Genomic DNA, 23634 nt, shown 5'->3' with positions numbered 1-23634 from the left:
ATGAATAGGATATTAATTGTTGATGATTTGCACCCTGCATTTAAAGAGCAGGCCATTGCTATGGGCTACCAGGTTGATGATGAACCACAGATTACCCGCCAACAAACATTAGATAAAATAAAAGATTATACAGGTATTGCAGTAAGAACGAAATTTAGGATAGACGCCGAAATTTTTGCTGCCGCTCCAAACTTAAAGTTTGTGGCAAGAGCAGGGGCTGGCTTAGATAATATTGATGATAAAATTGCTTTTGAAAGAAATATCGAATTGATCAATGCACCTGAAGGCAATTGTGATGCTGTTGGCGAACATGCTACAGGTCTGTTACTATCATTAATGAATAATTTCCGCAGGGCCGATATTGAGATTAGAAACGGGGTGTGGGATAGAGAAGGTAACCGTGGTTACGAATTGAAAGGCAAAAAGGTGGGGATTATTGGTTATGGCTTTATGGGGCAGAGTTTTGCGAAGAAACTGGCGGGTTTCGAGGTTGATGTAATGGCCTATGATAAATATAAAACTGGATTTTCTGATGCGTTTGCCCGTGAGGTAAGCATGGAAGAAATTGTGAAACACAGTGATGTACTGAGCTTGCATATTCCCCTAACAGCCGAAACCAGACAGATGGTTGATGATGAGTATTTCTTCCATTTTAAAAAGGCCATTTTCTTTATCAATACCGCAAGGGGAGAAATTGTAAATATGCCAGCAGTGTTGAGTGCGATTAAAAGTGGAAAGATTTTAGGTGCCGGACTGGATGTGCTGCAAACAGAAAAATTCCCTGCATTGGGCGAACAGGTTTGGTATGATGAACTAAAAAATAACGAAAAAGTGATTTTAACTCCGCATGTTGGTGGCTGGACATTCGATTCTTACCGGAAAATTTCGGAGGTTTTGGCTGAGAAGTTAAGGAATCTTAATTTTTAGTGAATCATAACCCTGACTTAGTTTAATTTGGAACGCAGGGGGCACTGCTAATATTTGAGGTTCTGTCCTGCTTTCCATTACTCCCGACTTAACATCGGGATTCATTACATTGGGTTCATACAGAGCGGTTGTGACCCTCAAACCCTAAAATAAACAACTGTTTCTGCCATCTAACCCTGGGTGAAGCGTTACCCAATATCATTAAGTTAAGTAGAAAACAAAAAATATTGTCATCCTGTCCAAAGGACTCCTACGGAGAGCCTGTCGAAGAACAAATGTTTTTTGTTTTCGACTATAAAAAGGTCTTCGACAAGCTCAGACTGGCAAAGGCATGGTGCTTAACTTAATGACATTGAGCATTGCCCTGCAGTTACTTCTGCATTTGTAAAAAACAAGATTGCCCAGTTGCCCGTTAATTTTGATTATTCCATTCTGGATCGCCATAATTTTAGTATATTGTGGTTAAACAAAAGGATGATTACTCAATTTAATCGATCTGATTAAAAATCCTTAAACCCCACCTTTACGCCACATTTACCCCACGTTCAAGCCACCTTCTGGCCAGGCTTGGCTATGCCTTGCTGTACACCTACTTGCCTACTGCTTCGGACTTGCTTTGGTTGAAACAGAACCACGTTGAAGATCAGCGATGTCAAAGATTTGCATCGCTTTAGGTTGGCGGGTTAACAATAGTTAAATAAAAGGTGAAAGGAAACATAGCCTAGGGTTATTTTGGGCCACAGCTGTGTCGGTATCGGGGTATGGAAAATGGTGGGGGAAGGCAAAATACAAAACGCCCGGATGTATTAGCCGCCTATGGTTTAAGATTCCCGCCTGTGCGGGATCCGATAGCTATCGGATGACGACCGTATTAGAAAGTACAAAGATCTCTCCACTACGGTCGAGATGACAACCCAGCGTGCCCCTCATCGTTTCAAAGTAATCAATCTACGGATGCCTGTCTCTGCATCATACTATCTGCATCCTGCTATCCGGCCTAACAGATTTTCGAGGGAAAAAGCACGGAAATCTGTGCACTCCCCATGAGATTTTAAAATCATATAGGTCTAAAAAATAGATAATCTCAATTTTATTTTCTTAAATTGGCTATACAATCTAACCAATTTTATCATGCCGAAAGATCATTTATATTCAACTACAGTTACTTGGACGGGCAATAAAGGCTCGGGTACAATGGATTACCGTTCGTACGATCGCGATTATGTAATTTCAGTAAAAGGCAAAGCCGATATTTCAGGATCATCTGATTCTGCTTTTTTGGGCGATAAATCTAAATATAACCCAGAAGATCTGTTATTGGCCTCAATATCCAGCTGTCATATGCTCTGGTATTTACACTTATGCTCTAAAAACGAAATTGTAGTGATTGATTATAAGGATGAGGCCGTAGGTACAATGGAAGAATCGGCTGATGGCAGTGGCCGTTTTAGAGAGGTTACCCTTCATCCCCAGGTTTTAATAGCCGATAAGGCACATTACGAACTTGCAGCTTCGCTGCATCATGAGGCAAATAAAATGTGTTTTATTGCCAATTCATTAAATTTTCCAGTTAAACACGAACCTACTTGTAAAGCAGAAAACGGTTAACAGCTTTCAGTTGGCAGTCATATCGAACTGCCAACTGAAAATTGTGTACTGTCAACTATTTAGCTGACCAAACATTATCTTTCGGCGTAGCATCTACATAAATGCCATTATCTAAACCAATTGACTTTATTTTTTTAGCGGTATTAACTATTACATTCACCTCTTTCTGGTTTGCTTTCCAAACCGCTGGCGTTTTATGAATCGTTTCAGTTTTCCCATCGGTATAAGTAACCACTATATCAAAAGGAATAACAAAGCCACCAATATTTTTAATGGTTAGGGTAGATTTTCCTTTTGCAGGTGTTACTTTGGCAATGGCTAAATCAAGATAATTGTTGGTGAAAAACCAATTTTGGAAAAACCAGTTTAAATTTTGTCCAGATCCCGCATTCATCGAGTTGAAATAATCCCATGGAATAGGGTGTTTGCCATTCCAGTTGCCCATATAGGTATGCAATGCTTTTTTAAATAGCTCATCACCCAGCATATCTTTTAAGGCGAGATAAGATAATGAAGCCTTTCCGTAGGAATTATTCCCATAACCTGAACCCGAAACCTGATCGGACATGGAAATTACCGGTTGATCTTCTTCTGTCGATTTATCATTGATATATTTATTTACCCTGAAGTTTTTGTAAAACTTATCAGCAGCTTCTTTACCGTGTTCTGCAATACCGATTAAATATTCGAATGTTGTAGCCCAGCCTTCGTCCATATAGGCATAACGGGTTTCGTTAATGCCCATGTAAAAGGGGAAGTAAGTGTGTGCTACTTCATGGTCCTGAACCAATTGTGCAAAAACAGGATCGCCAAATTGAGAATCGTTAACCATCATCGGATACTCCATATCCGCAAAACCTTGAAAAGCAATGGTTTTAGCATAGGGATAGGGGATGCCCGGCCAATTGTTCGAGAACCAATCTAAAGCATTAAGGTTGTATTTAACCGAGTTGGTAAAATCTGTTCCGGTAGTTGGATTGTAGGCTGCCTGGGCACTTGCACGGCGATTGGTCTTTTTATCTACAATTACACTTGCGCCATCCCAAACATAATGGTTGCTCAAAGCAAAAGTAACATCGGTAATGTGCTTTACTGCAAATTTCCAGGTATTCCAGTCTTTTTGCTGGGTTACTTTGCCATCTTTCATTTCTTGCTCTGTAGCGATATGAATGACCTCATCTCCATTGTACGATTTTTTTAAACGTGCAGAAATTTCTGGTTGTAACACTTCATCAGGATTCTGGAAATCGCCTGTTGCATAAACTACATAGTTTTTAGGCGCTCTGATTGCGAACTCGTAATCGTTAAAGTCGTTATAAAACTCAGCTCTATCAGTGTGTGGAATGCGGTCCCAGCCGTTATAATCATCAAATACAGAGATACGAGGATAACTATAAGCCACAAAAAATGAGTTTGGATCAATCTGTCCCTCACGACCGCTTTCTTTTGATAATGGGTAATCCCACTCTATTTTAACCGCAATTTTCGATTTTGGTAGCAACGGCTTGTTCAGTTTTACATTGCCAACTGTTCCCCAATTTTTGCTATCTACTTTATACGTTTCGCCATCAACAGAGAAAGAACTGATATTTAAGCCTGTGCTCAAAAAATCTTCACTTACTGCACCACCTCTCGGTGAGGTTGGTTTGTGCAGGTTGTTTACAAAACGGATTGCCAAAGTTCTTAAAGTATCAGTGCTGTTGTTACTGTACAAAATTTCTTCTTTACCGCTTACCACTTTGGTTTCGGCGTCTACCTTAATATCCATGTTATATTTACCATGGTTTTGCCAATAGTTAGGGCCAGGTTTTCCATTCGTGGCACGGGTGCCCTTAGCATATGCTGCTTTTATATTTCTGGGCATATAAAGTTCTTGGGCGGAAACGGTATAACCACCCAAACAAATGAGTAGGACAATAGATAATAACTTTTTCATTTTTACGAATAATTTTAGCTAAAAATAGAATTAATGGTTGAATTTTGGATAAGTGTATAAATGAATGTTACCATTGTGGTGATTCTGACATATAATTATAATAAGGAACGAATGTGTTTGTCTTTATTTTAAAGCGTAATTAATGCTTCAAATTGACCTTGAGCGTCACAAAAGGTTAAAATATTGGTCGCTTCTTAATTTTTTATTTGCTTTTGTAATTTCCACATTTTATCTTCGTTATAATTGAAGCAAGACTATGTAGCAAACCAACTATATAGTCTTGTTTGTTTTTTATAGCGTTTGAATAAAATTAATAGAGCAATGACAGAGGTAACATACTACACCCAAGAGGGGTTAGATAAATTAAAAGAGGAAGTTCATTATTTAACAACCACCGGTCGTCAGCTAATATCTAAAGCAATTGCAGAAGCAAGGGATAAAGGTGATTTATCGGAGAATGCAGAATACGATGCTGCTAAAGAAGCGCAAGGTTTGCATGAAGCAAAAATTTCAAAATTAAAGAATACGTTGGCAAACGCACGTTTAATTGATGAGTCTAAATTAGATTTATCGAAAGTACTTGCTTTATCGATTGTTAAAATAAAGAATGTTAAAAACGGTGCTACCATGACTTACCAGTTGGTAGCTGAAACAGAAGCAGATTTAAAAACAGGAAAAATTTCTGTTAAATCGCCAATTGCACAAGGTTTGTTAGGTAAATCGGTAGGCGAATTCGCCGAAATCGAAGTGCCGGCAGGTAAAATGCAGTTCGAAGTGCTAGAAATTTCTAGATAAGCGGATAGTGTTTGGCGATGAGCGTTTAATCGCCTACCGCCAAACGCTTGACCCTAACCGCCCAGCCCCTACACCTTTTAACCTTCCACCTTATGACTATCTTTTCAAAAATTGTTGCAGGCGAAATCAGTGCACACGTTGTTGCTGAAACTGTAGAATATTTAGCGTTTTTAGATGTTCAGCCTTTAACGGCGGGGCATGTTTTGGTTATTCCGAAAATTGAAACCGATTATATCTTTGATATGGATGAAGATCTGTATGTTGGCCTTTGGATGTTCGCTAAAATTGTAGCTAAAGGTGTAAAAATAGCTTTCCCTTGCAAAAAAGTGGGTGTTTCGGTTATCGGATTGGAAGTTCCACATGCTCATATTCATTTAATACCAATGAATAATGTAAGCGATATGAATTTTAGCAAAGAAAAATTAAAGCCAACCAGCGAAGAATTGGCTGAAGCTGCCGAAAAAATTAAACAAGCCTTACTAGAAGTATAAAAAAAGGCCGGCTGTGAAAACACCAGCCGACCATTCTACCCGCCTAACCCAAATTATTTATGGCGCTGGAGCAACTGTAGCATTTAGCTGTAATACCGGCCAAGTTAAACCTGGCCCTTTTCCGATTACTATGCCCAGGTTATCACCTCTTTTTACATCTGATATCCAGTAGTATAAAGGCCATCCTTTATAAGTTAACTGTTTTTTGCCAATTGTAGCCACAGTAATTACACCAACATCAGTTTTTGTAACAGCCGAGGGCACATTAAGCACTTCAGATTCGTAAACTGGCCAAATACCTTCTTGTGTAGCGCTTTTTGTATAGGTATTTACACCATTTTTGTCTGGCGCAAAAGCATACAACGTACGTCCTTTGCTATCGGTTAAGTAAATGGTTTTGCCATCGCCAACAGCATAGGTACTGGTGTAATTAATATTGTTCGCGGTCAGTTGTGCATTGGCCAGCATCAATGAATAATCGGGTTTAGCCACAAACCATATTCCACTAACACCATCGCCTTTAATATCTCCTTTTGCAACGTCGTTAGCAAAGTAATAAAGTGGATAACCACGGTAAGTGCTTTGTTTACGGCCATCAGCACGGGTAACCTCTCCAACTTCTGCTTTGTTCAGGTTTAAATCGGTGCTGGCATCAGCTGAGTAATAAAGGGGCCATGCGGTTTCGCAACCACCGGTACAGGTTGGCGTACCTGCAGCATCAGATGCAAAAAAGTATAAAGTTTTACCGTCTTTATCAGTTAATACCGTCCCGAACTTGGCATCTGTTGCCAATTGAATCCCCTTATTGTTATTGGTAACGGGTGGTGTTGTAGGTTCGTCTGAACTGCTTTTTTTGCAGGCTGTAAATACCATTGCTATGCAAACGATAGCCAATAGATTTCTTTTTAAGTAGATTAGCATAAGATTTTTGTTTTTAGTTTTAACTTTAATCATTAATATGCTGCTATTACGCCGTCAGCTTGTAAATGGTTGCTTGTTGAAAAGAGAATTTTAGCATAACCGAACGAATAATAATTATTTTAAGAAAATACTTTTTTGAGGCAACCTTTTGTAATTTCTTACCGTAATGTATTTTGAAAGGAGAACCTGTGACCACTAGCCGCGATAGTGAAGATATTATACAAAAGTATATTCAAGGGTGCGTTAGAAATGAAAGGGATAGTCAAAAAGCACTATACAAACATTTCTATAGCTTTGCTATGGGGATTTGTTTGCGTTATGCAAACGATCGGCTAGATGCTGCAGGAATACTGAACGATGGCTTTTTTAAAGCCTTTAAAAATATAACCAAATACGAAACTTCGAAGGCCTTTTTGCCTTGGCTCGGTCGGATAATAACCAATACTGCCATTGATTATTATCGTGCCAATTTAAAATTCGCCGATCATGTAGATATTCAGGATCATGAAAATATTGCACATACAAACTCTGTGTACGATAAATTAGCTTATAATGATTTGTTAGCATTGGTTCAAAACCTAAGTCCGGCCTATCGAACGGTTTTTAACCTTTTCGCTATAGATGGCTATAGCCATGAGGAAATTGCCGAAATGCTGGGAATATCGATAGGAACATCAAAGTCGAACCTGTTTAAGGCGCGACAGAAATTACAGGAAATGCTAAAAACTACAGATGCGAAAACTTACCAGGTAAGGAGTTCGGAGGTAGATAGAAACCTTTTACAGGTGAGGTTAAATACAAACATGCAATGAGAGAGGGAAAAGATATAGATAAATTATTTAAGGATGGATTGGAAAATCCCGATCTTCCTTTTAATGATTTAGATTGGGATAATCTGGAAGAGAGATTGCATCCAACATCTAAAAGGAGGATAGTGCCGTTAATTTGGTTAACTGCTGTGGCTGCAGTAGCCGCAATGTTGCTGGTGGTTTTTTTATTGGTTAGGCCGAATGGTGATCAGTCAAAAAACAATTCATTGGTGAAAACAGATACAAATGCCCACAAAAAAGAGAACAACAAGCCTTTAGATAATAAGGCAGATTTAATCGAAAAGCCAACCAACAATGATTCGTTAGCCAAGGATAGGGAAGAAAGTTTATTGACAGAAAGTAATAAAGGAGCGGAAGATAGCAAAGATCAAAAAATAATCAGAACAGGATTCGTCCACGAAATTTTTCCAAAAGTTATTGAGAAAGGTAATAGTAGTAATAATAACCTTTTAGCGGATGTGATTTATAATCCAGAAATAAAAGCCGAAACCAAGCTTGTAGAATTTGAAAAACAGAATCTTGTAGCTGATCCTGTTCGAGGCAAAATGCCAAGAATTAAAGACCCAATTTTTAAGAAAAAATCAAGATTTGTCTTAAGTATTCTGGCTGCACCCGATTTAACCAGTGTGCAGAAATCAGGCAAAAGTAGTTTAAGTGGTGGTTTTGGGGTAGAGGCTACGCTTTTCTTAACAAAGAAATTGAGTGTTACTACAGGGGCAGCTTATGCTAAGAAAATCTACGACTCAGATTTTAGCCAATACAACCCTAACAGCAATTATGTTTTTAAGGCAAACCCAGCAAATATTCATGCCAATTGCGATGTAATTGATATTCCTATTAATGTGAACTATAAGGTTTTTGATGGGCGTAGAAATTCGATTTCAGTAAGTACAGGTTTATCTAGTTATTTGATGTTGAAAGAGAAATACAGCTATTCTTATAATGGAGCTTATCAGGGCCCTCAAAGCTACGAAGTCAGAAACCAGAATCAGCATTATTTAGGTATAGCCAATGTTGGTATCGAGTTTCAGCACAAAATAAATAATAATTTAAGCATTAGCGCTAAACCATTTATGAAAATACCCTTAACCAATATTGGTTACGGAAATTCTAAATTATCATCAACAGGCGTGGCCGTTTCAGTAAATATGAATTTATTTGGCAGGAAGAATTAATTAAGATTAAAATAATACGTCTTGAATTTCTGAGGTTTTATCGAAAACACTTTTTGCAAATGGACAAAGCGGAAGAATTTTCATCTTGTTTTCTCTGGCATAATTTACGGCGGCAAGCACTAACTTTTTCCCTACACCTTTGCCAGCAAAATCTTGACTTACTTCGGTATGGTCAATAATGAATTTGCCAGGGCCAGCCCAAACATATGCCATAACGCCTGCTTGTAAGCCGTTCTCTAAGGCTTCGAACTGCCCTTTCTTTTCGTTGTTAATCTGTCGTATTTCCATCAGGGTTTATTTCTTGATCTTTGGATTTTGATCTGGCAAAGGCACAAAACCTGTTTCACCAGGAACGGGTTTAAAGCTTTGATCTAACCATTTTTGTTTGGCTTTTTCAATCAATTCTTTGTCAGAGGCAACAAAGTTCCAGTAAATGAAACGCTCTTCAGGAAAGGGTTCGCCTCCGAAAATATAAACCGTGGTGTTTTCGTGCATGGTAAATTCGCATAGTTTGGCGTCGTTGGCAATTAAAATTAAACGCGGCTCAAAAATATTCCCCTCGCTTTCAATCGCACCCTCTAAAATATAAAGTGCACTTTCGCCAAACAGGTAATCGCCAATGTTTAGCTTTTGCTGCTTGGTACTTTTTAATTCTAAAAAATATAGCGGACTGTATACCGGAACCGGAGATTTATAGCCAAAAGCTTCTCCTGCGATTAATTTAAAACTTACACCATCTTCTGTCCAGCTTGGAATATCTGCCCCTTCTACATGGCAAAACTCCGGTTCCATTTGTTCCAAATCTTTGGGTAAGGCTACCCAGATCTGTAAGCCGTGGAGCATTTTATCGGTATGGCGAAGATGTTCGGGGGTTCTTTCCGAATGTACAATGCCGCTGCCCGAAGTCATCCAGTTTACCTGCCCGGGTTTAATTACAATATCCGAACCTAAACTGTCTTTATGTGTAATTTCACCTTCAAATAAAAAAGTTAAGGTAGATAAACCGATATGTGGATGAGGTGGAACGTCGAGATTTTCGTGATCGCTCATTGCAGCAGGGCCCATATGGTCGATAAAAGAAAAAGGCCCAACCATACGTTTCTCTCTGAAAGGCAGTAACCTGCCAACCATAAAATTGCCAATATTTGCTGGTCTTTCTTCGATAATGAGTTTAATATTCGACATGGATAATCAATTTTTTGATGACGTGAATTTAAGGAAAAAAATCCTAAGGCAGATTGGTTTGGTAATATCTGGTGCCATGAAAAAGGCTTAGTTTGTTTTTTGGAAATCAATTGCAGAAGCTTTTGGGTTATTGTAGTCCCGCTCCCGCTTCTGCCAATTTGAAGAAAATCGGCATCTCGCTTTGATCGGGTTTAGGTGGCAACGGCATTGCTACTGTCAGAAGTGAAATAAACCCGACCGACAGCGTTATCCCGACTTTTTCAGTCGGATTAAGCAAAGGGCGGGGCTGGTGAAACCGAAGTAATACAGGTACTGCTTTTCAAATGATCAAGAAAATTTCCGTGCCCTTTGTGCTTCCGTGGCAGAAAAATTATTTCTAAACTCATCATGTTAACAGCTGACGGAGCGGGTAGATCTCTCCATTTCACTGCGTTTCATCCGATAGCTATCGGATCGAGATGACGATGCCTCCTTATCAAAAAAGCATCCCTTTCGAGATGCCTTTCTAAACTTAAAAAGAAAAAATATGGTGTTTATACCAATTCCATTAAAGCTTCTTTGCTAAAGCCTTTCAATTCTTCTGTAAGGTTGTTTTTAATTTTCTCAACCCAGTTCGGATCTGCTAAAAGCGGACGGCCAACGGCTACTAAATCGAAATCGCCGCGGTCCATTCTGCGCACCAGTTCATCCAATGAGCTCGGCTGTGAACTCTGGCCTGCGAAAGCGCCAAAGAAATCGCCATCCAAACCAACTGAGCCCACTGAGATCGTAGCTTTTCCGGTTACTTTTTTAGCCCAACCTGCAAAATTTAAGTCAGAACCTTCAAATTCAGGCTCCCAGAAACGGCGTTGCGAACAATGAAAAATATCAATTCCGGCTTCGGCCAATGGCGTTAACCACTGTTCCATTTCCTGCTCGTTTTTGGCCAGTTTAAAATCGTAGGCAGCAGGTTTAAATTGTGATAAGCGGATAATCAGCGCGAAATCTTCCCCAACCCTTTTACGTACTTCTTTAATTACTTCAACACCAAAACGAGTACGTTCAGCTAAGGTTTTACCGCCATAAATATCGGTACGGTTGTTTGTGCCATCCCAAAAAAACTGATCGATCAGGTATTGGTGCGCGCCATGTATTTCAACAGTGTCAAAACCGAGCGCTTTGGCATCTACTGCCGCCTGGCCAAAAGCCGCAATGGTATCCGCAATGGCTGCATCAGTCATCGGTACACCGTTTTCGAAACCTGGTTTGTTTAAGCTTGATGGACCTTCGAAGGGTGTGCTTGGTAACCAGCCTGATGCATGGTTATCCATAATGCCCTGGTGCCAGATCTGCGGTCCCATTTTACCACCGGCCTGGTGTACACTTTTAATTACGTTTTCCCAACCTGCCAAAGCTTCGGTACCGTAAAAATGTGGAATGTTAGGATCGGCAGAAGAAGATGGACGGTTAATTACGGTTCCTTCTGATAAAATTAAACCTACTTCACCAGCCGCTCTTTTTGCATAATAGCCAGCAACATCGGCTGTTGGCACGCCACCTGGAGAAAATGACCTCGTCATTGGGGCCATTACTATTCTGTTTTTGATATTTAATGTTTTAAGGCTAAAAGGCCTAAATAAACTATCTGTGTTCATATGTTTCTAAATTATAATTCGGTATTGATGATTTCGCTTAATTTTTCTAAGCCTTCTTTATTGCGTTTGTAATAAGTCCATTGGCCTAAGCGCGTTGAACTGATTAAATCGGCGCGCTGTAAAATAGACAGGTATTCGGAAATGGTACTTTGTGATAAACCACTTTTAAGCTGAATCTGCCCAACGCAAACACCTACATTTTCAAAATCGGCATTGGGCTGTTCTGGAAAATGTAGCTCAGGCGCTTTTAACCAGCCTAAAATCTGTAAACGTGTTTTGTTCGAAAGGGCTTTGAATATTTCTACTTGATCCATGGTACAAATGTATATCGACTTTTCCCGATATACCAATTAAAAGAATAAAGTTTACAATTGGATGTAAAACATGCCAATGGATAAAAATGAAATATGGTGCGCGCTGAAAAGATTCTTCGTTGCACTATTACTGACAGATTGTAATATGAGAGATTTTAAAGAACGGTCGTCATTCCCGCGCAGGCGGGAATCTTAATGCAACATACAAATCCTACCAAGGCATTACGATTATTCATAATTTTTCCTTTTTTCAGAGGTATTCATGAGCACTCCGTGGTTCCCAATCAAGTTGGGAATGACGTATCGCGCTGTGATTGGTCGCTGGATTTTTTGATAAAGACCTCTTAGAATAAGAATTGCAGATCAATATTTTCTCTGCTCCCGTGGCTAATAATTAAAAAAAAGATAAACGATAAAATAGCCGAAAAAAAAGTCAAAAAAGAACGGGGATAAATCATACCGACCTATCCCCGTCATCTAAATTAACGCTCTCATATATATAAACAACCAAAAAGGTGATTTATTATATTTGACGTAAAATATTTTTTTATTTTTTTGCTGCCGGCTTTTTTGCTGCTGCTTTTGCTTTCTTTTCAACTACCGGAGCCTCTTCGATTGCTTCCGCTTTTTTCTTTGCAGGCGCCTTAGCTTTTTTAACTTCTACAGTTGGTTCTTCAATTGCTTCAGCTTTCTTTTTAGCAGGTGCTTTTGCTTTTTTAACCTCAGCAGGTACTTCTTCAGCTACGGCTTCTTTCTTCTTAGCCGGAGCTTTCGCTTTTTTAACTTCGGTAACCGGAGCTTCAACAACAGGTTCTTCTTTAACCTCTACTGCTTTCGGCGCATGATCTTGTTGAAGATAGTTTGCCAGGATCTGTCGTAAATATACCTCTGGTTTTGGCATGTTGATGATGGTTCCAGGTTCTTTATCCTGAGATTGTTTAATGTAAGCCGATTTAATTTTGCCCCAATCTTTAGAGTAAAGTCTGATAAACATCTCTACGAATTGTTCGTCTGTATATTTTTTAGGCAACCTACCCAGCACTGCCTGAATTTTTTCTTCTTTTTTATGTAATACCGCCATCGATTTTATTTTGTACAAAGATAGCCGAATTTTATCATTATCAGTTTTTTGCTTTTTTGAGCAAAATGGGTGGTCTAGTAGATCAAATTTGGCGGCCTAAAGTGAGGTCGCCATTTCAGCTTCAACCAACTCGCTTTTTCTGTTTTTAACCAACCGTTCGCGATGTTTTAATCCCCAATCCCTTAGTTCATCAATTACTCTTTCAAGCGATTCACTATAAGGGGTAAGCTCGTAAGTTACGGTAACCGGAGTGGTAGAAAATACTTTCCGGATCACAAATTCATTTAATTCTAAATCTTTAAGTTCTTTCGACAGTATTTTGGGTGTAATTTCTCCAAGTGATTTTTGGATCTCATTAAAACGCAGTGGTCCTTCTTGCAGAGAAATAATCAAAGGAAGTTTCCACTTGCCATTTAACACATAGAGTGCGTCTTTTACCGCATTTAAACTTGCCGTACAGGTTTCTTTATTACGGTGTTCTTTTCTTGGTCCCATAATACAAAGGTATAAGCTTTCGTAAAGGATAGCACTATCCTTTGGGATACTAGTATCTTTTAGATAGTAAAACTATCCAGATTTGACAGCAGTATAACAAACGGCTACTTTTTCCATCCTTTCTGCATCTTTTTATAAGCCTTTTTACTAATTTTTGATTTCTTCTTAGACCTCGATTTCCCTTTCTTCTTTCGGGCATTAATATTGTTTACCAATGAATTTTTAACACCGAGCTTATTCTTTTTTCCTTTTTTCTTTTCTTTCGCCATAACCCAAGTATTTACTAATTAATTAACAGCAGATTGTACTYAAAAGTTCTGATAAACCAATTGAGCTTTTTAACAAAGTAAATTGAGCCTTAAAGCAAAGCTTCACCTCGATTATCAACCTACCTTTGATTCTATAAAATTTAGAAAAATGAAAAAAGTTTGGTTTATAACAGGTAGTTCCCGTGGATTGGGACGTGACCTAACAGCACAAGTATTGGCAAAAGGCGACTTGGTTGCGGCAACAGCAAGAAATACAGCAGCTTTAAAAGAACTTGTAGAAAAATATCCTGATCAGATTTTTCCGATCACTTTAGATGTTACCGATTACGATCAGGTGTATCTGGCAGTAGAATCGGCTGTAGCCCATTTTGGTAAAATAGATGTTTTGGTTAACAATGCGGGTTTTGGTATTGTTGGTGCAGCAGAAGCTTTTACCGAAGAACAGGTGCGCAGTCAGTTGGAAACAAATTTATATGCACCGATCGAAATCACGAGAGCTGTATTGCCATTTATGCGCAAACAACGTTCGGGCAGAATTCTTCAAATCAGCTCGATAGGTGGGCGAGTAGGTAATGCCGGGGTGAGTATTTATCAGGCTGCAAAGTTTGGGTTGAGCGGCTTTAGTGAATCCCTGGCAAAAGAAGTAGTGGATTTAGGGATTTATGTAACCTGTGTAGAACCTGGCGGTTTTCGTACCGATTGGGCTGGTGCCTCAATGTCATATGCACCTCGCGTTGAAGGGTACGAATCTACTGTAGAAAAGCGCTCAGATTTTTTCCAAAGTGGTAACTTTATACCGATGGGCGATCCGCAAAAAGCAGCGAAAGCCATGTTGGCACTGGTAGAGCACCCTGAGCCACCCGTACACCTGGTATTTGGAAGTGAAGCCATTGGAATGCTTAAACATGCTGATGTTACCAGAACTGCCGAAATGGAGAAATGGATGGACGTAAGTTTATCAACCGATCATGATGAGGCTGAGAATTTTTTGGCAACTGACCTGGGTAAATCTTTTACAAAGAAATAATTGGTTGCATCGTCATTTCTAGCGGAGTGCAGCGCAGTCGAGAAATTTATTAAAGATCCATCCATATTTGGCGGTACGTCATTCCCAACCCGATAGCTATCGGGTTGATTGGGAACCACGGAGTGCTCATGAATGCCTCTGAAAAAAGGAAAACTTATGAATAATCTTAATGCCATTACCAAGGCTTATTTGCATTAAGATCCCCGTCTGCACGGGGATGACGATGTCTCGCCATAAATCTATAAATTTGATCAAGATGTCAAATCAAGAGAAACGCCCAAATATCCTGTATTCGTGTTATGCCCAGAAAAGTAGTGAGGGCGAACAGTTTATTCCCAATCATTCGCTGGGATTGGTTATTGCTGGTACATCTGAAATTTTTATCGGAGGAGAGAAATTTGTGTTTTCGGATGGTGATTTTCGTTTTTTCAGGCGAAATCAATTGGCCCGGTATACCAAATACCCGCCAGCAGGAGGAGAGTTTAAGTCGATTAGCATTAACATCGACCAGGATATTCTGCATAGCATCAGCAACGAATATGATCTGCATACGCAAAAGCCGAATCAGGATATTAAAGGTCTGGTGTTAGATGCCAACAGCCTTTTGAAGAATTATATCGATTCGATATGGCCATATTTAGACGGAAATAACGCGTTTAATCAGGCTTTGATCGATTTAAAAGTTAAAGAAGCAGTAATGATTTTATTGCAGACCAACCCAATATTAAAAGATGTGCTTTTCGATTTTTCGGAACCTGGAAAAATTGATCTGGAAGCCTATATGAATGCCAATTATAAATTCAATGTAGATATTAACCGTTTTGCTTATTTAACGGGAAGAAGTTTGGCCACATTTAAAAGGGATTTTGAGAAGATCTTTAACCTTTCTCCCAATCGCTGGCTGCAGAAAAAGCGCTTGAATGATGCCTATTATCTCCTGACCGAAAAAGGCTGGAAATCATCAGATGTTTATCTCGAAGTTGGTTTTAAAGACCTGTCGCATTTCTCTTTCGCCTTTAAAAAAGCTTATGGCATGGCGCCATCCAGGGTAGGTGTTTAATTTATGCTGCTTTCAAAATATAAAAGAGGTTGTATCATAAAGGTGATTTCACCTCAGATGCTGTCATGTTGATCTTGTCGAAACACTTTAAGGAGTAATTTAAAAGGTCCTTCGACAAGCTCAGGATGACAAATCTATATTTATGATACAACCTCTTTAAAATTTTAATTTCGTTATTAAACCTTTTTTGGAGGAAGATCAAAGGCTATTGCCTCATGCTCAAAATGGCCGTTATGTGCACCATCGCAAAAAGGCTTGTTTTTTGATAAACCACAACGGCAGATCGAAAGTACTTCTCTGCCCTGTAAGCCATATGTGTTCCCGTTTCTATCTACAATTTCGAAATCGCCCTCAATTTTAACAGAGCCGTTATTGTTAATGGTAAGTTTTGTTTTAGACATGTATGTGTTAGTTTAGTGCAAAACTAAAGCATTGAAGTGGTAATTTCTGAACGGTTTTCTATTTAGAAACATTCTCTTCTTGGACTAAGCCTCTTTTTTAATGACGTAGGCAATCATGTCTGTCCTGATCTCGAAAGCCAATTTATGATAAAGTTTAATGGCGGCTTCATTATCATTTCTAACATGTAAAAACGGTATTTCCGAACGGAGCAATATTCTTTTAATCTGTTCTTGTAAAATCTTAAAAGCATAACCTTTGCCTAAATGATCGGGGTGAGTACAAACCGCACTTACTTCACGGTAAGGGCTGGGATGGAACCGGTGTCCGGCCATAGCTGCCAATTTCCCATCAACAAATATGCCTGTGTAATTACTAAGCTCGATGGTTTTGGCCAAAAATGGTCCTGGTTTGGTCAGCTCTACCAGGTCGATCATTTCTGTAACGTGTTCCAGACTAAGGTCTGTTATTCCAGTTGCCTCTGCAGTTGGTGTTTCTTTGCCGCGAAAAACAAATTGAAACATATCGATATGGGTTAGCAATTTCCACTTCTTAGGTATTTCGACCGGTGTTTTGGAGAAAAATACGAAAAGGCTTTCTGCAGGACTGATTTGATAAAGCGTGTCTAGATTCTCCTGCGAATTATCTTTTAAGCCGGCAAATGCGGTGATATCTTCGATATAATATTTTACCTCTTCAAGGCCTTTTGCAATATGGCTATGTCCGGATGTTAAGGCATAATAAATTGGATTATCCAATACGTGTTCCATCCCGCAAAGATATTAAATGCTAAATCAGACGAGGTAATTTTTACACAGATTAGCTAAAATCATTATTGGTTTAAAAAAGTTTCCACCAGATGTGCTGTAATCTCAATTGTTTTGTTGCTTACATCCGGGTTCAGGTTTTCACCAATCATAGCGCCATGCATACCAGGTAAAATAACCAGTTGCGCATTTGCAATCAATCTCGACATTTTAACCACATGTTCGGGCTTGATCACATCTTTATCTGCCACCATTAAAAGCGTATCGGCGGTAATTCCCTTCAGATCGTCATCGCTGAGGTCGACAAAATCGAGCATGCGCTGTTTGTCCTTTTCGAACATCGTTTGCAGCGCGTTTTGATCTGGGTTTACTGCTAAAAAAGCTGTTTTAAGCGGTTCGGGCATATGGTCGATGGTTGCATCTCCAAAGCCATTATAAAAGCCATCAATTAAACCWTCCCGTTGGTAATTGGCCGAAATGACAATGATTTTATTCACCACAGCCGGATGGTGTGCTGCAATATGTAAGGTTGTTGTTCCGCCGTTGCTGAAGCCTAGAAAATTGGCTTTCGTTATTTTTAGCTGATTTAATAAAGTGGTCACGTCTTTTGCATCCTGCTCAAAAGATTCTGCCTGGTCACGGTCGCTGGTACGTCCATGAGCCTGAAGCTCAACAGCTATAACCCGACCGGATTTYGCCAAAAAAGTAATAAGTCTGCCGAATGAAGATTGAATGGTGGAACCGCCGCCATGTATCAATACCAACGGAATTTCTCCCTCCCCGTAAATTTCATAATACATGTTAATGCCATTTATCTTTTCATGTCCTGCTTTTTTATATGTTGCCATCGGTCTCGGTTTAAAATTTGCTATACAAATCTAAATAAGCTATCTGAAAATAAGGTGCCAATAACAGACAAATTTAGGGTGGTTTGCGCCATTCGGAATATTAGAGCCTGTTTAAATTTGATACAATTATTTTACTTATCTAACATTTTTGTCACCCTGAGGGGAGTCGATTGCTTTTAATGTATCGAAAAACGGGTCTTCGACTACACTACCATTGACAGCCCAAATAGAAAGATCGTCATTGCGAGGCACGAAGATAACCGAACGGAGTGAGCTCATGAATGCCGTTAAAAACAACTGCGAAAATGAATAATCTTAAAGCGCTCGCTACTAGCGATAGTTGTAAGATTGCTTCGTCGGCTGAAAAAGCMTTCTCGCAATGACGATAATCTGAGGAGATTTAATTTTTTAAATTCTCCTGTCATTAATATTGATTTTTATAAAATAAATTATCCCTCAGACTGACATACTAATAATTTATAATTAAATTAAACAGGCTCTTATTTTTTAAGCTTTTTTACTTTTTTGATATAGGCGCCCAGAAATTGATCGATACCTGTTGCGGCATATCCTAATAGCCTGGAGTTTTCGCCCAGCTCGGAAGAAACTATCGTTGTTTTTTCTCTGATTTGGGTCATGCAATAAGTGTTTATTGCCTGTTGCATGGGTAATGTGATGTATTGTTTGGCCCCGGCAATTTTGCCGCTTAAAATAATCAGTTCGGGGTTGAATAACTGGATCAGAACAGCTATTCCTTTGCCCATGTGAGTGCCAACATTGGAGAGCAGCTGAATAGCGTATTGATCACCTTTATTRGCTGCCTTAATAATCAGGGCGGGCTCAATTCTTTCCAGTTCTTCGTTCGAGAGATTAGTGAGCATAGAGTTTTTGCCCAATAAAATACCTTCTTTTGCCATTTCTGACAGTGCGTTTCCAGACGCAACGGTCTCGAGGCAGCCGTGTTTTCCACAGTAACAGAGTGCGCCATTCTCTACAAAAGGCATATGGCCCAATTCGCCAGAGAAACCGCAGTTACCTTGCCTCAATTTTCCGTCCATTATAATGCCTAAACCCACACCCCAATCCATTAACAATACGAGTACATTCTTTTTGCCCTTAGCCATTCCGTGGGTAAATTCTGCCATTGATGAGCCATTCACATCGTTTTGGATCACTACAGGTATATTTAGCATTTTTTCAAATGCGGCTGTTAAAGGGATATTTTCATCATCGCTTAGGAAATAACTGTAATTTTCTCCCTTTTCAGCATCAATTAAGCCAGGCATGCCAACACTGCAGCCAATAAACTGCCTATGCTGAATACCTGCCGATTTTAAGATATCCTGAAGGTGTGTACGTAAAATATTGAAAAAATCAGTCCTGCTTTTTGAAATAGGCACTGAAATGGTTTTAACATCCAACACAAAATTATAATTGTTGTCAATAATGGCTATTTTGGTATGAAATAATTCAATGTCTATACAGAGAATCAGAATCTTTTTATCCTTTAAACGATAAAGGTCGGGTTTTCGCCCCCCAATAGATAAACCATAGCCCTTCTTTTCTATCCAGCCTTCATCAATAAGGCCAAGCAGAAGCTTCAGGATACTCGGCGTACTCATTTCCATAATTTCACATAAAGTAGAAACTGAAGATGCCCCTAAATTAAAAAGGTATTTTATGAGCTTGTGTTTTTGGATCGACTGCTTATCGTTAATATCTGACGTTAGGTTATTTAATAGACTAAGATTCATGTCGTTAATTGCACTATTTCGATAAATATAGATAACTTCTATTAAAAATTTATTAAAGTTTTTTTAATACGTAAAGAAATCAACGATGTTTTGTCTTTACAATAATTTCTTATTAACATTAACCTTGTAATTTTAATCTAACCAGATTGGTAAACACTATGTTCCAGCACCCTAATGCTTTTGGAACCAAACTATCATATAAGTTTTTACAACACCAAGAAACAAATGAAAACTAAAGAAGAACCACAAAATGAACAAAACACCAGACGCGATTTTATCAAAAAATCTGCGATTGGCCTGGCAGCATTTACCATTGTCCCGAGGTATGTATTGGGCGGACAAGGATATCTTGCCCCAAGCGATAAATTAACCAAAGCCGTAATAGGTGTTGGCGGAATGGGCAGAGGCCATTTTGGCTACGAAGGTACCCAGGTAGTAGCCATATGTGATGTTGATCAGAACCACCTTAAACAAGCAGCATCAATGTTAGATAAAGGTGTAAAAACATTTAGTGATTATAGAGAACTGATACAATTACCTGAGGTAGATATTGTACACATTGCTACCCCGCCACACTGGCATGGTATAATGGCTGTCGATGCTGCCAATGCAGGAAAAGATATTTGGTGTGAAAAACCAATGACACATACCATAGGCGAGGGCAAAAGGGTGGTAGAAGCGGTAAAACAGCACGGTAGAATGTTTAGGTTAAATACCTGGTTTAGGTTTAAAGATACCTTTTACGGAATGGGCACTACTGTAAAACCGATTAAAAAATTGGTAGATAGTGGTATGCTGGGCTGGCCATTAAAAGTAACCGTAAGTAAACATACCGGCTACGACTGGAAATTTTATTGGGTGGGCAAAGATCATTTAGAACCTCAACCCGTACCGCCAGAATTAGATTATAATGCATGGTTAGGCCCTGCACCATATAAGCCTTACAATGCACACCGTGTTCACCAAACTTTTAGAGGTTATTGGGATTATGATGGTGGTGGATTAAGTGATATGGGACAACATTATATCGACCCGATTCAATACTTTTTGGGTAAGGATGATACCAACCCAATTTCTGTAGAGGTTGATGCACCACAACAACATACCGATGCGGTAGGCATTTGGCGCAGGATTACCTATACTTATGCCGATGGCTGCCAGATTATTTTAGACGGTGAAGGTAAAGATACCAATGTACCTTATATAGAAGGTCCAAAAGGTAAATTGTATCCGGGTTTTAAATCTGATATTCCTGATCTGGAACGTAAACTGGCGCAATTCCCTGATCCTGATCCGGAGATTGTAGAATTTTCAGAATCAGTAAGGACGAGGAAAAAATTCGCTTTAAATGAAGAGAACGGACACCGTTCATGCAACATTGTAAATATTGGTTTGGCTGCCTTAAGATTGGGAAGATCGTTAAAATTCGACCCGGTTAAGCAAGAATTCGTAGATGATGAGGCTGCTAACAGATTGATTAATCCCGTAATGCGTGCACCATATTCTATTTAAAACATCTCAAATACAAACCATCATGAACAAAAAAATATTATTGGTGCTGCTAGCCATTGTAATGCTTACAAATGCATTATTTACGGTAAGGGCCCTGGCTCAAGATAAAAAAGACGAGAGAACTACAACCACACGTATTGCCGATTTATTGGCACAGCTACCCGCTAGAAATGCTGACCAGCTAGAACGCAATATGAAAGAAGTGGCCGATTTAGGGGGGGCCATACTAACGCTAAAGCAGCAGCTACAGCTATTGCGCCATTAGCTACTGGAACAGATAAAGCATTAACCAAGGTAAGTTTGTATGCCCTGGCAAATATTGGCGATGCATCTGCAAAAGAAATTTTGGTAAAAGCTGCTGAACAAGCAGGTTATAAATACGACCAAACCAATGCGGTTGCAGCTTTATTGGTTTACGCCCAGAAAAACATAACAACAGATAAAACTGGAGTAGAAACAATTGCCAAAACAATATTAGAAAAAGCAACGGCTGACGATCAGGTAAACGAACGTACTGCGGCCTTAAAATTACTTTCTGCAACACAGACCGATCAACAGGCTTTGTTAGCTGCAATGGCCGATAAACAGTTTGAATTTCGTGCGGCTGCGGTTAAATTCGCTGCTGCAGGTGTAAATGATACCAATAGTGCAGTCTGGGTAAGCCAGTTAAAAAAGGTTGATGCCCCAACCCAGGTTTCTATTTTAGACATGCTTGGCAATAGCAAAGCAAAATCTGCATTGCCCGCCGTACTCAAACTAATTAAAAGCGACGATGAGCAGGTAAAACTGGCTGCAATTAACACCGCTGTAAAACTTGGACAGGAAGAGGTTATAGACGACCTGCTGAAGTTAATGGGCAAAGGAGATACAGCAGATATTGCCGGCATTTCTAATGGTATTTTAAGAATAAAAGGCGAAAGTGTAGCCAATAAAGTTGGCGCTTATCTTCCGAAAGCTAAACCAGAAGTACAGGTTGCCTTGATTAATATTTTAGCTGCCCGTGCAGCAACAAGCCAAACGGAAGTTATTTATACTGCATTAAACAGTAAAAAACCTGAAGTACGAAAAGCAGCATACCTTTCATTACAACATGTAGCAGTAGCTGAAAATAAAGCGCAATTATTTGATCTTTTAAATAAAACCACCGATGCCGGTGAACTTACTGCTGTACAAGATGCCATTATTGCTTCGGTAAAAGGATCAACAGATAAAGCGGCACAAACCAATGCCATTCTTCAGCAAATGAGCAATACACCTGCTGATAAGAAATTGTTGTTTTATAAGGTGCTGGGCAGTTTAGGTGGCCAGCAATCGTTAAAATCGGTGTTAGAAGCGTATGCCACAGGCGATGACGCCACCAAAAAAGCTGCAATTGAAGCACTTTCTTCATGGTCGGATGCAGGCGCAACGGATGCATTGATCAGCATTGCGCGTACCACCACCAATCCAGACTTTTTGAACCAGGCGATTGTGGGTTACCTAACTTTAGTAAGAAATACAAAGTACCCAGCTGAGCAACGCTTACTATTGTTGCGCAATGCGATGGCAGTGGCTAAAACACCAGCACAACAACAGCAGATTCTTAAAGATACCGAACAGGCAAAATGTTTTAATGCGATTGTATTTGCAGGTCAGTATTTAGATAATGCTACTTTACAACAGGCTGCGGCAAACGCGGTGATGAATATTACCATGGCCGGAACTTACAATGGCGACATTGTAAAAGGCTTGTTAAATAAAACCATTGCCGTAATTACCGGAGGCGATGCCGGTTATCAGAAAGAAGGTATGCGGAAGTATATTTCTGAGATGAAAGCTGGCGAAGGCTTTGTTCAGGTTTTTAACGGCAAAGATTTATCCGGCTGGAAAGGATTGGTGGCCGATCCGATCAAAAGATCAAAAATGGATGAAAAAACCTTAGCCGAAGCGCAAGCCAAAGCTGATGCCGAAGCAAAGGAAAGCTGGAAAGTGATCAACGGCGAACTACAGTTTCAAAGTCATGGCAATAACCTTGCTACCGTTAAAAAATATGGCGATTTTGAAATGTTGGTAGACTGGAAAATCATCGACGATAAAAAAGGAGAAGGTGATGCGGGTATTTATCTCCGCGGTACGCCACAGGTACAGATCTGGGATCTTGCCCGTACAAAAGTGGGTGCCCAGGTTGGGTCTGGTGGTTTGTACAACAATCAAACGAATGAAAGTAAACCGCTTAAAGTAGCCGACAACAAGTTAGATGAGTGGAATACATTCAGAATCTTAATGAAAGGCGACCGTGTTACCGTTTATCTGAACGGACAATTGGTGACCGATAATGTGATTTTGGAGAATTATTGGGACAGAAGTTTGCCGATCTTTGCAGAAGAGCAGATCGAATTGCAGGCGCATGGATCGCCGGTGGCTTACCGCGATATCTATATCAAAGAAATTCCCCGCCCAAAACCTTTTGAGCTAAGTGTACAAGAGAAAAAAGAAGGTTATAAAGTATTGTTCGATGGAACCAATATGCACAGCTGGACAGGTAATACTACTGATTACGTTATCGAAGATGGAAACATCGCTATCCGTCCAAAACCAGGTAAAGGATCAGGCGGTAACTTATTCAC

Annotated in this window: 24 protein-coding genes; 11 read left to right on the top strand and 13 right to left on the bottom strand. The window is 39.5% G+C overall.

The genetic code is table 11. The features are described from left to right. Both AC1DND_RS01045 and AC1DND_RS01040 read left to right on the top strand, forming a co-directional pair. Positions 1 to 927, top strand: coding sequence for an NAD(P)-dependent oxidoreductase (locus AC1DND_RS01045; RefSeq protein WP_477578377.1), 927 nt, complete (start codon positions 1 to 3; stop codon positions 925 to 927). A 1131-nt stretch (positions 928 to 2058) separates the two neighbouring features. After that, positions 2059 to 2535 (top strand): OsmC family protein, encoded by a 477-nt coding sequence (locus tag AC1DND_RS01040; protein ID WP_215129683.1) that lies wholly within the window; start codon positions 2059 to 2061, stop codon positions 2533 to 2535. A gap of 55 nt (positions 2536 to 2590) precedes the next feature. Here AC1DND_RS01040 and AC1DND_RS01035 read toward each other — a convergent pair whose 3' ends face one another. After that, positions 2591 to 4471, bottom strand: coding sequence for a M1 family metallopeptidase (locus tag AC1DND_RS01035; protein ID WP_477578376.1), 1881 nt, complete (start codon positions 4469 to 4471; stop codon positions 2591 to 2593). A 321-nt stretch (positions 4472 to 4792) separates the two neighbouring features. Between AC1DND_RS01035 and greA the strand changes: the two genes are divergently transcribed. Together greA and AC1DND_RS01025 are read left to right on the top strand one after the other, a co-directional pair. Next, positions 4793 to 5266, top strand: a complete 474-nt coding sequence (gene greA / locus AC1DND_RS01030) for a transcription elongation factor GreA (RefSeq protein WP_029276724.1) — start codon at positions 4793 to 4795, stop codon at positions 5264 to 5266. Positions 5267 to 5358: 92 nt separating this feature from the next. After that, positions 5359 to 5757 (top strand): HIT family protein, encoded by a 399-nt coding sequence (locus tag AC1DND_RS01025; RefSeq protein ID WP_057931477.1) that lies wholly within the window; start codon positions 5359 to 5361, stop codon positions 5755 to 5757. A gap of 57 nt (positions 5758 to 5814) precedes the next feature. Here the strand turns inward: AC1DND_RS01025 and AC1DND_RS01020 are convergent, their stop codons facing one another. Further along, positions 5815 to 6678 (bottom strand): hypothetical protein, encoded by an 864-nt coding sequence (locus tag AC1DND_RS01020; protein WP_477578374.1) that lies wholly within the window; start codon positions 6676 to 6678, stop codon positions 5815 to 5817. Positions 6679 to 6851: 173 nt separating this feature from the next. Between AC1DND_RS01020 and AC1DND_RS01015 the strand changes: the two genes are divergently transcribed. Both AC1DND_RS01015 and AC1DND_RS01010 read left to right on the top strand, forming a co-directional pair. Then, on the top strand, positions 6852 to 7490 hold the full coding sequence (locus AC1DND_RS01015; RefSeq protein WP_477578372.1) for an RNA polymerase sigma factor: 639 nt from the start codon (positions 6852 to 6854) through the stop codon (positions 7488 to 7490). After that, positions 7487 to 8683 carry an outer membrane beta-barrel protein gene (locus tag AC1DND_RS01010; RefSeq protein WP_477578370.1) on the top strand — a complete coding sequence of 399 codons (1197 nt, stop codon included), beginning with the start codon at positions 7487 to 7489 and terminating at the stop codon, positions 8681 to 8683. Before AC1DND_RS01015 ends, AC1DND_RS01010 begins: the two co-directional genes overlap by 4 nt. A gap of 6 nt (positions 8684 to 8689) precedes the next feature. Here AC1DND_RS01010 and AC1DND_RS01005 read toward each other — a convergent pair whose 3' ends face one another. The 7 genes from AC1DND_RS01005 to AC1DND_RS00975 all read right to left on the bottom strand — a co-directional run bounded on the left by AC1DND_RS01005 (position 8690) and on the right by AC1DND_RS00975 (position 13661). After that, positions 8690 to 8971: a GNAT family N-acetyltransferase gene (locus AC1DND_RS01005; RefSeq protein WP_477578369.1), complete on the bottom strand. Its 282-nt coding sequence runs from the start codon at positions 8969 to 8971 to the stop codon at positions 8690 to 8692. A gap of 6 nt (positions 8972 to 8977) precedes the next feature. Beyond that, positions 8978 to 9868 carry a pirin family protein gene (locus AC1DND_RS01000; protein WP_477578367.1) on the bottom strand — a complete coding sequence of 297 codons (891 nt, stop codon included), beginning with the start codon at positions 9866 to 9868 and terminating at the stop codon, positions 8978 to 8980. A gap of 533 nt (positions 9869 to 10401) precedes the next feature. Further along, on the bottom strand, positions 10402 to 11502 hold the full coding sequence (locus tag AC1DND_RS00995) for an NADH:flavin oxidoreductase (protein WP_477578365.1): 1101 nt from the start codon (positions 11500 to 11502) through the stop codon (positions 10402 to 10404). A gap of 11 nt (positions 11503 to 11513) precedes the next feature. Further along, complete coding sequence (locus tag AC1DND_RS00990) at positions 11514 to 11816, bottom strand: ArsR/SmtB family transcription factor (RefSeq protein ID WP_029276735.1); 303 nt, start codon at positions 11814 to 11816, stop codon at positions 11514 to 11516. Between the two features lie 547 nt (positions 11817 to 12363). Then, positions 12364 to 12897 (bottom strand): hypothetical protein, encoded by a 534-nt coding sequence (locus tag AC1DND_RS00985; protein ID WP_477578363.1) that lies wholly within the window; start codon positions 12895 to 12897, stop codon positions 12364 to 12366. A 96-nt stretch (positions 12898 to 12993) separates the two neighbouring features. Next, complete coding sequence (locus AC1DND_RS00980) at positions 12994 to 13392, bottom strand: winged helix-turn-helix transcriptional regulator (RefSeq protein WP_477578361.1); 399 nt, start codon at positions 13390 to 13392, stop codon at positions 12994 to 12996. Between the two features lie 104 nt (positions 13393 to 13496). Then, positions 13497 to 13661 (bottom strand): hypothetical protein, encoded by a 165-nt coding sequence (locus AC1DND_RS00975; RefSeq protein WP_477578360.1) that lies wholly within the window; start codon positions 13659 to 13661, stop codon positions 13497 to 13499. A 148-nt stretch (positions 13662 to 13809) separates the two neighbouring features. Between AC1DND_RS00975 and AC1DND_RS00970 the strand changes: the two genes are divergently transcribed. Together AC1DND_RS00970 and AC1DND_RS00965 are read left to right on the top strand one after the other, a co-directional pair. Then, positions 13810 to 14688: an oxidoreductase gene (locus tag AC1DND_RS00970; RefSeq protein ID WP_477578358.1), complete on the top strand. Its 879-nt coding sequence runs from the start codon at positions 13810 to 13812 to the stop codon at positions 14686 to 14688. 256 nt (positions 14689 to 14944) lie between these two features. Beyond that, a complete protein-coding gene (locus tag AC1DND_RS00965; RefSeq protein ID WP_477578356.1) occupies positions 14945 to 15748 on the top strand; it encodes a helix-turn-helix domain-containing protein in 804 nt (267 codons plus the stop codon). A gap of 176 nt (positions 15749 to 15924) precedes the next feature. Here AC1DND_RS00965 and AC1DND_RS00960 read toward each other — a convergent pair whose 3' ends face one another. From AC1DND_RS00960 to AC1DND_RS00945, 4 genes are all read right to left on the bottom strand, one after another. Continuing rightward, complete coding sequence (locus tag AC1DND_RS00960; RefSeq protein WP_086548824.1) at positions 15925 to 16149, bottom strand: CDGSH iron-sulfur domain-containing protein; 225 nt, start codon at positions 16147 to 16149, stop codon at positions 15925 to 15927. An 84-nt stretch (positions 16150 to 16233) separates the two neighbouring features. After that, positions 16234 to 16917, bottom strand: coding sequence for a GNAT family N-acetyltransferase (locus AC1DND_RS00955; protein ID WP_477578354.1), 684 nt, complete (start codon positions 16915 to 16917; stop codon positions 16234 to 16236). Positions 16918 to 16979: 62 nt separating this feature from the next. Beyond that, positions 16980 to 17762, bottom strand: a complete 783-nt coding sequence (locus tag AC1DND_RS00950; RefSeq protein WP_477578352.1) for an alpha/beta fold hydrolase — start codon at positions 17760 to 17762, stop codon at positions 16980 to 16982. A 500-nt stretch (positions 17763 to 18262) separates the two neighbouring features. After that, entirely contained in the window at positions 18263 to 19516 is a 1254-nt protein-coding gene (locus AC1DND_RS00945) for an ROK family protein (RefSeq protein ID WP_477578351.1), read from the bottom strand. A 225-nt stretch (positions 19517 to 19741) separates the two neighbouring features. Here AC1DND_RS00945 and AC1DND_RS00940 point away from each other — a divergent pair, with 225 nt between their 5' ends. The 3 genes from AC1DND_RS00940 to AC1DND_RS00930 all read left to right on the top strand — a co-directional run. Then, positions 19742 to 21028, top strand: a complete 1287-nt coding sequence (locus tag AC1DND_RS00940; RefSeq protein WP_477578349.1) for a Gfo/Idh/MocA family oxidoreductase — start codon at positions 19742 to 19744, stop codon at positions 21026 to 21028. 22 nt (positions 21029 to 21050) lie between these two features. Next, positions 21051 to 21293: a hypothetical protein gene (locus tag AC1DND_RS00935; RefSeq protein ID WP_477578347.1), complete on the top strand. Its 243-nt coding sequence runs from the start codon at positions 21051 to 21053 to the stop codon at positions 21291 to 21293. Positions 21294 to 21328: 35 nt separating this feature from the next. After that, positions 21329 to 23634: 3-keto-alpha-glucoside-1,2-lyase-like domain-containing protein (locus AC1DND_RS00930; protein ID WP_477578345.1), on the top strand; the 2306-nt coding region annotated here is incomplete at its 3' end.

This window comes from Pedobacter sp. 01N416 (genome assembly GCF_056399685.1).
Note: the sequence above shows the minus strand (reverse complement) of the source record. Positions and strands in the feature narration are given on the sequence as shown.